Source organism: Serratia sp. HNCC26DJ206 (assembly GCF_057180605.1).
In genome coordinates this window covers 44627-56560 of sequence record NZ_JBXUGP010000016.1, presented here as the reverse complement: position 1 = coordinate 56560, position 11934 = coordinate 44627, and the positions used below count along the sequence as shown (strand labels likewise).

At 55.0% G+C, this 11934-nt stretch carries 11 protein-coding genes; 5 read left to right on the top strand and 6 right to left on the bottom strand.

The annotated features are described in order from the left end of the window. Positions 1–6: 6 nt before the first annotated feature. Both rppH and AC2A1E_RS12360 read right to left on the bottom strand, forming a co-directional pair. The gene (gene rppH, locus AC2A1E_RS12365) at positions 7–534 is read right to left on the bottom strand and encodes an RNA pyrophosphohydrolase (RefSeq protein WP_459401512.1); all 528 of its coding nucleotides are present in this window, start codon (positions 532–534) and stop codon (positions 7–9) included. Between the two features lie 437 nt (positions 535–971). After that, entirely contained in the window at positions 972–1127 is a 156-nt protein-coding gene (locus AC2A1E_RS12360) for a hypothetical protein (RefSeq protein WP_459401511.1), read from the bottom strand. A gap of 103 nt (positions 1128–1230) precedes the next feature. On the opposite strand from AC2A1E_RS12360, the gene mutH reads away from it, so the two are divergent. From mutH to AC2A1E_RS12345, 3 genes are all read left to right on the top strand, one after another. Beyond that, on the top strand, positions 1231–1917 hold the full coding sequence (gene mutH / locus AC2A1E_RS12355; RefSeq protein WP_484383992.1) for a DNA mismatch repair endonuclease MutH: 687 nt from the start codon (positions 1231–1233) through the stop codon (positions 1915–1917). A 178-nt stretch (positions 1918–2095) separates the two neighbouring features. Further along, positions 2096–2812 (top strand): TerC family protein, encoded by a 717-nt coding sequence (locus tag AC2A1E_RS12350; RefSeq protein ID WP_484383991.1) that lies wholly within the window; start codon positions 2096–2098, stop codon positions 2810–2812. A 204-nt stretch (positions 2813–3016) separates the two neighbouring features. After that, positions 3017–4057, top strand: coding sequence for an NADP(H)-dependent aldo-keto reductase (locus AC2A1E_RS12345; protein WP_484383990.1), 1041 nt, complete (start codon positions 3017–3019; stop codon positions 4055–4057). 30 nt (positions 4058–4087) lie between these two features. On the opposite strand, the gene lplT is transcribed toward AC2A1E_RS12345, so the two are convergent. Both lplT and aas read right to left on the bottom strand, forming a co-directional pair. Next, positions 4088–5275, bottom strand: coding sequence for a lysophospholipid transporter LplT (gene lplT / locus AC2A1E_RS12340; protein ID WP_484383989.1), 1188 nt, complete (start codon positions 5273–5275; stop codon positions 4088–4090). After that, positions 5275–7428 (bottom strand): bifunctional acyl-ACP--phospholipid O-acyltransferase/long-chain-fatty-acid--ACP ligase, encoded by a 2154-nt coding sequence (gene aas / locus AC2A1E_RS12335; RefSeq protein WP_484383988.1) that lies wholly within the window; start codon positions 7426–7428, stop codon positions 5275–5277. The genes lplT and aas overlap by 1 nt, the downstream gene beginning before the upstream one ends. A 414-nt stretch (positions 7429–7842) precedes the next feature. On the opposite strand from aas, the gene galR reads away from it, so the two are divergent. Further along, entirely contained in the window at positions 7843–8862 is a 1020-nt protein-coding gene (gene galR, locus AC2A1E_RS12330) for an HTH-type transcriptional regulator GalR (protein ID WP_484383987.1), read from the top strand. Positions 8863–9034: 172 nt separating this feature from the next. On the opposite strand, the gene AC2A1E_RS12325 is transcribed toward galR, so the two are convergent. Beyond that, a complete protein-coding gene (locus AC2A1E_RS12325) occupies positions 9035–9490 on the bottom strand; it encodes a GNAT family N-acetyltransferase (RefSeq protein WP_459401504.1) in 456 nt (151 codons plus the stop codon). A gap of 134 nt (positions 9491–9624) precedes the next feature. Here AC2A1E_RS12325 and AC2A1E_RS12320 point away from each other — a divergent pair, with 134 nt between their 5' ends. Next, complete coding sequence (locus AC2A1E_RS12320) at positions 9625–10635, top strand: LacI family DNA-binding transcriptional regulator (RefSeq protein WP_484383986.1); 1011 nt, start codon at positions 9625–9627, stop codon at positions 10633–10635. Between the two features lie 6 nt (positions 10636–10641). Here AC2A1E_RS12320 and lysA read toward each other — a convergent pair whose 3' ends face one another. Beyond that, on the bottom strand, positions 10642–11898 hold the full coding sequence (lysA, locus tag AC2A1E_RS12315) for a diaminopimelate decarboxylase (protein ID WP_484383985.1): 1257 nt from the start codon (positions 11896–11898) through the stop codon (positions 10642–10644). Between the last annotated feature and the right edge of the window lie 36 nt (positions 11899–11934).

Here is an 11934-nt window from a genome sequence, read left to right as displayed (position 1 = left end):
GCTGACTTAACCTCTCTTTCGGCGATAAACGGGAGCCTGCCGCTGCGCCGCCTGTTCCTGCATTGGCATGACGGTCACGGCAAATTCTTTCATAACCCGGCGATACACGTCGCGTTTAAACGACACCACCTGGCGCACCGGATACCAGAAGCTCACCCAGCGCCAACCGTCAAACTCCGGCGTGCTGCTGCGCTGCATATTGATATCCGCGTCGTTGCACATCAATTGCAACAGAAACCATTTCTGCTTTTGGCCGATACAAACCGGCTTTGTGTCCCAACGCACCAAACGTTTTGGCAATTTATAGCGCAACCAGTTGCGGGTTGAGGCCAGAATACGCACATCCTTTTTGCTCAACCCCACCTCTTCGAACAGCTCACGGTACATGGCTTGCTCAGGCGTTTCGCCAGGGTTTATTCCCCCTTGGGGAAACTGCCAGGAGTGCTGACCGTAACGGCGGGCCCATAAGACCTGCCCCTGACGATTACAGATTACGATACCAACATTCGGGCGGTAGCCATCATCATCGATCACCGGACTACCTCGATAAGCATAAATTCGTATAGATAACCTGATTGTTTCACACAAGCTACAGGCGGTAAACCACTGCTTTGCCACGCAGCCAGCCGGATAACATTGGGATAACTCACAGATAATGGCAAAGTTATGAACATGTGATGCGATTCTACGGCGGTTTTATTCACTTTTTCTGTGGATAGGTATGTGAAGAACCCAAGGGATAAGCCGGTAAAACTTCGTGGAGCTAAAAATCCCCGATTATTTTGAGATTAAAAATACCAATTAAAAACAGCACATTAAATACTTATAACCACTTATGTACAGGATAAAAATGTGATCTATGCACGGTAAGGATCCTTCTCTGGCGAAAGATCCACCACCGTTGATTTTATCCACAGATTATCCGCCTGAGTTACGCACAAAACGGACAAATTCGTAAAAAAGTACCCGCGTCAAGGCTGTAAATCAAACCAGTGATCGGTAAAAATTTGGGTTATCCCATAAATCTGTGGATAAATAGGTGTAAGATCCTGTTCATTGTCGGTGGCTTCAGGTGCACAAGCGCAAAGCGGAATTTTTTTCCCGCCGCCGTTTTGGAAAAAAGTCATGATAAATCATGCTACTATTATTCTTTTCCGCCGTTTCGTTCCGCCACCTTCGGCTGTGAACAAATGCAGTGTGTTTTTTAACCAGATTTCACAGGCTTGATTTATGGCGTTTTTATCCTCACTCCCCCCTCCACCAGAAAATGAACAGCAGCTATTTGAACGTGCGCAAGCGCTGGCCGGTAGCAACCTGGGTGAGCTGGCCTCCCGCGCGCAAATCGCTATTCCCAATAACCTGAAACGCGATAAAGGTTGGGTGGGCATGCTGTTGGAGCTGTATCTGGGGGCGATGTCCGGCAGCAAACCGGAACAGGATTTCCCTGAATTGGGCATTGAGTTGAAAACCATTCCGGTCGATGCCGCCGGTAAACCGCTGGAAACCACCTTTGTCTGCGTAGCTCCACTCACCGGTAACAGCGGAGTAACCTGGGCGAGTAGCCACGTGCGTCACAAGCTGGCACGGGTGCTGTGGATACCGGTGGAAGGCGAGCGGCAGATCCCGCTGGCACAGCGGCGCATCGGTTCACCGCTGCTATGGCAACCAAATCAGGAAGAAGAGGACATGCTGCGCCGCGATTGGGAAGAACTGATGGATCTCATCGTGCTCGGCCAGGTTGAGCGTATTACCGCCCGCCATGGCGAAGTGCTGCAACTGCGGCCGAAAGCCGCCAACAGTAAAGCATTAACCGAAGCCATTGGCGAACAGGGTCAGCCGATTCTCACGCTGCCACGCGGTTTCTACCTGAAAAAAAGTTTCACCGGGGCGCTGCTGGCAAGGCACTTCTCGATTTAGTTTATTTTATTGCTCATTTTTCACTCTTGCGACTGGGCGTTTTCTAAAGATTGCAAGTAAAATAACCAAGGTGACTAGGCTATTCCTTATTATGTTGATGTAAGGTTTAAGTTAACGTATCGCTATCTCAATAAACGCGTATAATTCCCGCTTCATTTTTCTTAAGGTGTTCAGGGCAATGTTTGAATGGATTATGGATCCCAATGCTTGGTTAGCGTTAGGTACGCTGACCATTCTTGAGATCGTGTTGGGTATTGATAACATTATTTTTCTCTCCTTGGTGGTCGCCAAGCTGCCGAAGGCACAGCAGAATAAGGCACGCCGTATCGGCTTGGCTGCCGCGATGCTGATGCGTCTGGCGCTGCTGGCTTCGATCGCTTGGGTGATCAGTCTGACCCAGCCGCTGTTTGCCGTGATGGAGCACAACGTTTCTGCCCGTGATTTGATTCTGCTGCTCGGTGGCCTGTTCCTGATCTGGAAGGCCAGCAAAGAGATCCATGAAACGATCGAAGGTTCGGAAGAAGAGCACCACACCAATGTGCACAGCTTCTTTAGCGCCATCGTGCAAATCATGCTGCTGGACATTATCTTCAGCCTGGATTCGGTGATTACCGCAGTAGGCTTGTCCGACCATCTGTTCATTATGATGGCCGCAGTGGTGATTTCCGTCGGTGTAATGATGTTTGCCGCCCGACCGATTGGCGAGTTCGTCAATCGTCACCCTTCGGTAAAAATGCTGGCGCTGGCGTTTCTGATCCTGGTGGGCTTCACCTTGATGCTGGAAAGTTTCCAGGTGCATATACCTAAAGGTTATATCTACTTTGCGATGTTCTTCTCGATGTCGGTCGAGGCGCTCAACCTGATGCGCAGCAAGAAAAACCGCACGCCTGATTGATGATTAACGGGGCACGCCAGCCGTGCCCCGGTTTCCTCGCTATTTCCCCTGCGGTTTCAAGCACCAACGCATCTATAAGTTGAAGTATGACGGGCATAATCCACTTCCCCCATCAGCACGGCTTGGTTATAGTCGAGAGAGGCGTTTTCACTGCCGTTTCTTGTTCCACCGTCTGCAAGCGCTAACATTTAAGGAAGGCCGTTAATGCAATACCACCGTATTCCCCACAGTTCTTTGGAAGTGAGCGTGCTGGGATTGGGCACCATGACCTTTGGCGAGCAAAACAGCGAAGCCGATGCCCACGCACAACTGGATTATGCATTAGCCGCTGGCGTCAACCTGATCGATACCGCAGAGATGTACCCCGTGCCGCCTCGCCCAGAAACCCAGGGGCTGACCGAGCAGTACATCGGCAATTGGATCAAGGCGCGCGGCAACCGCGATAAAATCGTGCTGGCGAGCAAAATCGCCGGGCCGGTACGGGGCAATGACAGCAGCATCCGCCCACAGCAGGCGCTGGATCGCAAAAACATCCGTGCCGCGCTGGATGCCAGCCTGAAACGGCTGAACACCGATTATCTCGATCTTTACCAGGTGCATTGGCCACAACGCCCGACCAATTGCTTCGGCAAGCTGAACTACCAATATACCGATGAGAAAGCCACCGTTACGCTGTTGGAAACGCTGGAAGCGCTCACCGAGCAGGTGCGCGCTGGTAAAATCCGCTATATCGGCGTTTCGAACGAAACCCCATGGGGCGTGATGCGTTACCTGCAACTGGCGGAAAAACACGAACTGCCGCGTATTGTGACCATTCAGAACCCCTACAGCCTGCTGAACCGCAGCTTTGAGATTGGCCTGGCCGAGATCAGCCAGCACGAAGGGATTGAGCTGTTGGCCTACTCCAGCCTGGCATTCGGTACGCTGTCCGGCAAATATCTGAACGGGGCTAAGCCCGCCGGGGCACGTAATACCCTATTCAGCCGCTTCACCCGCTACACTTCCGCGCAGAGCCAGTTGGCCGTTGCCGAATACGTCGCGCTGGCGAAGAAACACGCTCTTGACCCTGCGCAGATGGCGCTGGCATTTGTGCGGCAACAACCGTTCGTTGCCAGTACCCTGCTGGGTGCCACCACAATGGAACAGTTAAAGAGCAATATCGACAGTTTTGAGGTGGTTCTGGGAGAGGACGTATTGCGGGCGCTCGAAGAGATCCACACCCGCTTTACCATTCCAGCCCCTTAAATGATTCAGGGGCGCCTACGCGCCCCCGCTTTATTTTGCGCGGAACTGAGAAACCCACAGCACGGTAATTGCCAAAGCAAACACCACGCCAAAACCAATCCCAACCCCGATCACCGGCACGCCCAACTTAACCACCAGCGAATACAGGCCAAGCATCAGCAGCATGGCAGTGTTTTCACCCAGATTCTGCACCGCAATGGCATTGCCTGCGCCGACCGAGCGCTTGCCACGCTCCTGCAACAACGCGTTCAGCGGCACCACAAAGAACCCACCCAGCACGCCGATCGCCAGTAACAGCACATAGGCGTTCAACATGGTGCTCTGTACGGCGAAGAACGCCACCGCAACACCGATCAAGATCCCGGCAGGCATACAGCGTTTAACGGTTTCCAGCGTAACGAAACGCGCTGCGGCACCAGCACCACCCACAATCCCGATGGCTACCATGGCGTTGAGCAGCGTTGGCGTCGCGTTGTCGGTGATACCCAAGGCCACCGGTACCCACAGCACCAGCAGGAAACGCAGCGTCACTCCGGCCCCCCAGAACAGGCTGGTACCGATCAGCGAGAAACGCGTCTGGCCGTCACGCCACAGCACCACGCAGGCGTTGAAGAAATTGCGCCCCATGGCGCGCGGATGCCAGGAAGTGACCTTATGCGCCGCAGGCAGGCGTGGGATATACAGGTTAGCCACTACCGCAGCGCCATAGACCACGGCACAAACCACCAGCGCCGCCACGATATGCCAGTCTGCCAGCAAACCACCGGCGACCGATCCCACCAGGATCGCGGCAATGGTGGAGGCCTCCATTAACCCGTTGGCCTTCACCAGTTTTTCACCGCTGGTGATCTCACCCAGAATGCCGTATTTGGCCGGTGAATACGCCGCCGCCCCTACACCGACCAGGCTGTAGCCCAAGAACGGATTCAAGCCAAAACAGATCACCAGCGCACCGGCCAGTTTCAGGCCATTAGCCACCATCATCACTCGCCCTTTGGCGAAGCTGTCAGCCACCTGACCAACGAAGGGTGCAAGAATGATATAGGTGGCCACAAACGCCATTTGCAGTATCGGTTGGCTCCAGTCGGGATACATCTGCTGTTTGATCAGCGCCAAAGTGGCAAACAGCAACGCGTTGTCACCGAACGCCGACAGGAACTGGGCGCAGATCACCGCGATCATGCCGCGCGACAGCAAGGGTGAATCAGTAGCATTCATCAGACATTCTCCGGCTGTTCAGCCATTTTACGCAGGGTAACGAAGTCCGGTTTGCCACTGCCGAGCAACGGCAACGCTTTCACCAGACGAATATCACGCGGCACTGCCAGCTCAGGGCTGCCCTGTTCACGCGCCACCCGCAGCAAGGCTTCACGGGTAATGTTGCTGTCGTTGGTGAACAGCACCAGCGCTTCACCTTTACTGCTGTCACTCTTCACCGTTGCCGCATGCAGCCCTTCTGGGGCGATACGCCATGCCAGTTGCTCCACGCTTTCCAGCGAGATCATCTCCCCCGCCAGCTTGGCAAAGCGCTTCACGCGGCCACGAATGGTGCAGTAGCCCTGTTCATCCAGCGTGACGATATCGCCGGTATCGTACCAGCCCGGTTGCAATACGCCGTTTTCATCCTCGGCGGCCGGAGCTTCCAGTTCGCCTGGGCGCTCAACGCGCAGATAGCCTTTCATGATGTTCGGGCCTTTCAACTGCAAGCGGCCACCCTGATCGATGCCCGGCACCGTCATCAGGCGAGCTTCCATCTTCGGCATAATACGGCCCACGGTGCCCACCTTCGCCGCCATCGGCACGTTGATCGACACCACTGGCGCGCACTCGGTCACCCCGTAGCCTTCCAGAATACGGATGCCGTATTTATCCTGATAAATCTGCTTGGTGCTGTCCGCCAGTTTTTCGGCCCCGGCCACCACGTAGCGCAAGCGGGCGAAATCATACGGATGCGCAAAACGCGCGTAGTTATTGAGGAAGGTTGCGGTACCAAACAGCACGGTGCAGTTACGGTCATACACCAGTTCCGGCACTACGCGGTAATGCAGCGGGCTAGGGTAGAGGAAAATCCGGCTGCCGGTCATCAGTGGCGTAATCAACCCCACCGTCAGGCCGAAAGAGTGGAACAGTGGCAGCGAGGACATAAAGCGATCGCGCGGGGTGAAATCAGCAATGGTGCGAATCTGTTCCACGTTGGCCAACAGGCTGGCATGGGAATGCACCACGCCTTTCGGGTTGCCTTCAGAGCCGGAGGTAAACAGGATCAGCGCCGCATCATCCGGCTGCTGCGGCACCATCGCCCGCTGCGGCTGGAACAGATGGCGCAGGATCCACCACTTATCGGCCAGGGTAACGGTATCTTTCAAATCCTCCAGATACACCCAGTTGGCTTCCGTCACCTGCTCTGGCAGGTGGGTCAACTTGCCTTTTTCCAGGAACTGGCGTGAGGTGACGATGGTTTTGATCGTCGCCGCGGTCAGCGCACTTTTCAGCCCGTTGGCCCCGGCGGTGTAGTTAAGCATCGCCGGTACCCGGCCTTGCAGTGAAGCACCAAAAATCGCCGCAGCGGTAATGGTGGCGTTCGGCAGCAGCATACCGACGTGTTCACCCTGCTCGGTAAAACGCTGCAAAATACGGCTGACGCCGAGCGCCTTTTTGATAAGCCCCTGATAGCTGTCTTCTTTGAAGGCAACATCTTCAATGCACGGTTTGGTGCGGCCATAGCGCTGCTGCGCCGCCAGCAACGCGCTGAATAACGTTTGTGGCTCACGCGTGTCCATCCGCGCCTGCATCATAATCTGCTGTAGATGGTCACCGGCCAGTACCCGACGTTCACGGGCGCGAGGCGCATTAGGCATCGGAATGTGGGTGGGTGGCAAAATATGGATGTTGACCTGCGGGAACCAACGGAGTTTGAAAATCCCCTTCATGCGGCCAAACAGGCTGAACTCCGGGCCATCAATGCGCACCGGCACCACCGTGGCACCCGATTTAGCGGCAATAAACGCCGCGCCGTCATAAACCTTCATCAGTGAACCGGTCACGGTGATACGCCCTTCCGGGAATACCACGATCGGCCTGCCCTGCTCAACCATGCGCACCAGGTGCTTAATCGCCATCGGTTTAGTGGGATCCAATGGCACAAAATCGATATACGGCTTCAGCCAGCGCATAAACCAACGTTCAGAGATGCTGGAATAGACGGCAAACACCGGTTTGATCGGCAGGAATAACGCCAGCAACGCGCCATCCATAAAGGAAACGTGGTTGGGGGTAATCAGCAGTTTCTGCTGTGCTAAATACCGGGCGTCGCCTTCAACACGTACCCGGAACAACCAACGAAATACCGCGCGTAACATAGAAAAAATCATCCCACTCTCCCTGGGGTTGATGGCCTTAACTCATTGTGGGGAAAGGATACTATATAGCGGGCAAAAAAAAACCTACGCATCCGCGTAGGTTGGTGCAATTGAAAATGGCTTCAACATACAGAGTATGTTGATTTCTCACCAATCAATACCTCTGGGACTACTACTTTAGAGGGGAGTTGATTAAGAAACTATCCTTGAATCGCAAGAGTTCTGCTCTAAATGCAACCAGCTGTAAATTTCCTACACCGGTCAGTAATAACTCGCTGAAATAGTTACCATCCTGTCGGCACAGCAAGAATAAAATCAGCATATCTGCAATGGCCGCCACAAGTTACGCATGCCAGCGCTTGCAGCCCCCGGTTTTTTCCGCAAGACTGAGGAATGTAAGCGATTACCCAGGAAGTATTAACAGATATGGCCACGATTAAGGATGTTGCCAGGCTGGCGGGTGTTTCCGTCGCCACGGTATCTCGCGTAATAAATCACTCCCCGAAAGCCGGTGAAGGTTCACGCATTGCGGTGCTGGCTGCGATGGAGGAGTTGCAATATCACCCCAACGCCAATGCCCGTGCGCTGGCCCAGCAATCGACAGAAACCCTTGGCCTGATTGTTTCCGACGTTTCCGATCCGTTTTTTGGTGCTATGGTCAAAGCGGTAGAACAGGTGGCCTATGCCACGCATAATTTCCTGCTGATTGGCAACGGTTACCACGACGCGGAAAAAGAGCGCCAGGCGATTGAGCAACTGGTGCGCCATCGCTGTGACGCGCTGGTGGTACACGCTAAGAAGTTGACCGACGATGAGCTAGCCGCCTGGATGCGGCAAATTCCGGGCATGGTGCTGATCAATCGTACCTTGCCGGAGTTTGAAACGCGCTGCGTGGCGCTCGACGATCGCTACGGTGCCTGGCTGGCCACGCGCCATCTGATCCAGCAAGGTCATCAGCGTATCGCCATTATCTGTTCCACCCACCAGATTTCCGATGCCGCTGACCGCTTGCAGGGCTATCTGGATGCGCTGGCAGAACACGGCATCCCGGTGGATGAGAAACTGATTACCTACGGTGAACCGGATGAAATCGGCGGGGAACAGGCAATGACCGAGCTGCTGGGGCGTGGCAAAAACTTCACCGCCGTCACCTGCTATAACGATCCGATGGCCGCCGGAGCGCTTTCGGTGCTGAGTGATAACAGCGTTGAGGTTCCGGGCCAGATATCGCTGATTGGTTTTGATGATGTGCTGATTTCACGCTACCTGCGGCCACGCCTGACGACCATCCGTTATCCGGTGGTGGCGATGGCTACCCAGGCCGCCGAACTGGCGTTAGCCTTGGCTAACCACCAGCCGCTGCCAGAAATCACCAATATGTTCAGCCCAACGCTGGTGCGCCGCCATTCGGTGGCCAGTATCAACAACGTCTTCGACGCGGGTTAGAGCCGATCCCAATAGGCTCTGAGGTTGATGACAAAGTCGCCTTCCAGCCCAAGATACCCGAGTCTAGCGCACCGAGGGGCACTCCGACGGCTTACGCCGTTACGACCCCTTCGGCACGCTCCCTCTAATAACCGACTTTGTCAGCAGTCTGATAGACTATCCCAATAGGCTCTTAGCCCAGCAGACGATGGTATAAATGTACCGGGCGATCCGGGTAATCCAACGCATCGCCAATGTACTGCCAGCCGTGGCGCTCGTAATAACCGCTAAACTCGGCATACAGATACAGTTCGCTGAACCCGGCCTGCTGGCTGTAATCCTGCACAAACTGCTGCAATTGCAGCCCCAAACCGTTGCCACGCTGGCTTTCGTCAACGTAAAGCGCCGCCAGCCACGGCGTGAGATCCTGGCGGCTGATCAGATCGCAGCGCCATAACCCCACGGTTCCCACCGGTTTATCATCCAGCAGCGCAATGAAGGTGATCGGCAGCCCATCATGGCGCAGACTGCTTTCCACCACGCTGGCGAAAAATGCCCGGCTGTTATCACTGCCAAATGCCTGCCACTGCCAGTCGATAACCTGTTGCTGATGTTGCGGATAATCCGCCAGATGAACAATACGGATCACTCTAGTTTCCCCTGAAAGCCTTTTTACTCATGCTAGGGTGCAAACCACCGGTAATGCAAGACGCAACCGAAGATAACCCTATGCTAGACTGAGCATTATTTACCGCAGCGGACGTTGAAAGAGGTTAGCCACTGATGATCACCATGTTGGATGTCTCCATTCGCGCGGGGGTTTCTAAAGCCACGGTTTCACGCGTGTTAAACGGCACCGGGCAGGTGAAAAAAAGCACGCGCGATGCGGTGTTCAAGGCCATGGATGAACTGGGCTATCGGCCGAACTTTCTTGCGCAATCGCTGGCGAATAAAAGCTCCAACAGCATCGGCCTGGTGGTGTCCAATTTCGATGGGCCCTATTTTGGCCGCCTGCTGCGCCAAGCCGCCAAACTGATCGAAGCCAGCGGCAAACACCTGATTGTAACAGACGGCCACGATACGCCGGAAGATGAACTGCAAGCAGTGCAGTTACTGGCGGATCGACGTTGCGACGCCATTATCCTGTATACCCGTTTTATGAGCGAAGATGCGCTGATGGCGCTGCTGGACAGCCTGCCGGTTCCGGTGATGATCATTAACCGCGATCTGCCGCAGGCCCGTGAACGCTGCGTGTTCTTCGAACAGCAACTGGCGGCCTTCAACGTAGTGGATTACCTGATCTGCCAAGGGCATCGCGACATCGCCTGTATCACCGGCCCGATCGATACGCCAACCGCGCAAGCGCGGCTGGCCGGTTATCGTCAGGCTTTGGAACATCATCAGATTGGTTTTGTTGATGCGCTCGTCACCTACGGCGACAGCAGCGTGCCGGGGGGCTATCACAGTTGCAACAGGTTGCTGCACACCGGCGCGCCATTCAGCGCTCTGTTTGCCAGCAACGATGATATGGCGATTGGCGCCATGAAAGCGCTTAACCAGGCGGGTAAACGCCTGCCGCAGGACGTTTCGCTGTTTGGTTTTGACGACGAACCGAGCGCCGCCTACCTACAACCGGCATTGTCCACGGTGTATCTGCCGATCGATGCGATGATCGAAGCCGCCATCGCGCAGGCTTTCCGCCTGATCAACGGTGAAAGCGTGCAGCCGTTAACTCCGTTTACCGGCGAACTGAAACTACGGGAATCCGTAGTTCCAGGGCCGTATGCAGGCTGATTTAGGTTAAATCAGTTCCAGGCCGATCAGTTCTTCAATAGTCTGGCGGCGGCGGATCAGGCGCGGTTCGCCGTTTTCGAACAACACTTCCGGCAATAACGGGCGGCTATTGTAGTTGGACGACATCGACGAGCCGTAAGCCCCGGTATCATGGAACACCAGATAATCGCCGACGGATACCTGTGGCAAGGCGCGAGTTTCAATACCGCCGCCCGCCTGTTGGGTAAACACATCACCGGATTCACACAGCGGCCCGGCAATCACGGTATCGCGCAGTGGTTGGTTCGCCGTATCTCGGCCATCCGCAGGTAACAGAGAGATATGGTGATAGCTGCCGTACATCGCCGGGCGCATCAGATCGTTAAAACCTGCATCCACCAGCACAAAATGGCGGCTGCCCATGTCTTTCACCGCGCGTACTTCTGCCACCAGCACACCCGCTTCAGCCATCAGGAAACGCCCCGGTTCAATTTCCAGTTTCACCGGATGGCCCAAATGTGCGGCCACGCGTTCGCGAGCGCGGTTCCACAAGCCGTAATAGTGTTCGGTATCGATCGCCTCTTCCCCATATTGATAAGGGATAGAAAGCCCACCACCGGCAGAGATCGCACTGATATCCTGGCCCAGATCAATCACCTGCTGCACCATGGCGTCGCACACGCTTTCCAAGTGCTGATAATCGACACCGGAACCAATGTGCATATGCACACCAACCAGTTTCAGGCCGTATTGCTGAATTTTCGCTACCGCCTGTGGCAAATCGGCATACCAGATGCCGTGCTTGCTGTTTTCACCACCGGTATTGGTTTTCTGGCTGTGACCATGACCAAAACCGGGGTTGACGCGCAACCACACCGGATGACCGGCCGAAACCTGACCAAGCTGCTCCAGCATATCGACAGAACCGGCGTTAACCGGGATTTTCAGCTCACTGACGCGGGCCAGCGTGGCGTGATCGAAGACGTCGGCGGTAAAGACAATCTCTTCCCCGCCCGGCACAAAACCGGCCTGCAAAGCACGTTCGATCTCCCCCAAAGATACCGAATCCACTCTCACGCCCTGCTCGCGCATCAGACGCAGAATATGAATATTCGAGCAGGCTTTCTGCGCAAAGCGGATCACATCAAAGTGGCGTAGCTGGTTGATCCGTTGGCAAATGATATCAGCATCATAGGCCCAAACCGGGCAGCCGAAGCGTTGCGGCAATGCCAGCAGATTGGTGGCGTTCAGTGCGGTAGAGGTGTCGTTCAAAGCGCGTGGCATCAGTGTGTTCTCAAGATGAAATTTTCCATCATCATG

Coding starts and splice junctions, on each gene's coding strand:
- AC2A1E_RS12360 (WP_459401511.1), bottom strand. CDS start 1,127: ATGACTTTTTTCCAAAACGGCGGCGGGAAAAAAATTCCGCTTTGCGCT.
- mutH (WP_484383992.1), top strand. CDS start 1,231: ATGGCGTTTTTATCCTCACTCCCCCCTCCACCAGAAAATGAACAGCAG.
- AC2A1E_RS12350 (WP_484383991.1), top strand. CDS start 2,096: ATGTTTGAATGGATTATGGATCCCAATGCTTGGTTAGCGTTAGGTACG.
- AC2A1E_RS12345 (WP_484383990.1), top strand. CDS start 3,017: ATGCAATACCACCGTATTCCCCACAGTTCTTTGGAAGTGAGCGTGCTG.
- lplT (WP_484383989.1), bottom strand. CDS start 5,275: ATGAATGCTACTGATTCACCCTTGCTGTCGCGCGGCATGATCGCGGTG.
- aas (WP_484383988.1), bottom strand. CDS start 7,428: ATGATTTTTTCTATGTTACGCGCGGTATTTCGTTGGTTGTTCCGGGTA.
- galR (WP_484383987.1), top strand. CDS start 7,843: ATGGCCACGATTAAGGATGTTGCCAGGCTGGCGGGTGTTTCCGTCGCC.
- AC2A1E_RS12320 (WP_484383986.1), top strand. CDS start 9,625: ATGATCACCATGTTGGATGTCTCCATTCGCGCGGGGGTTTCTAAAGCC.
- lysA (WP_484383985.1), bottom strand. CDS start 11,898: ATGCCACGCGCTTTGAACGACACCTCTACCGCACTGAACGCCACCAAT.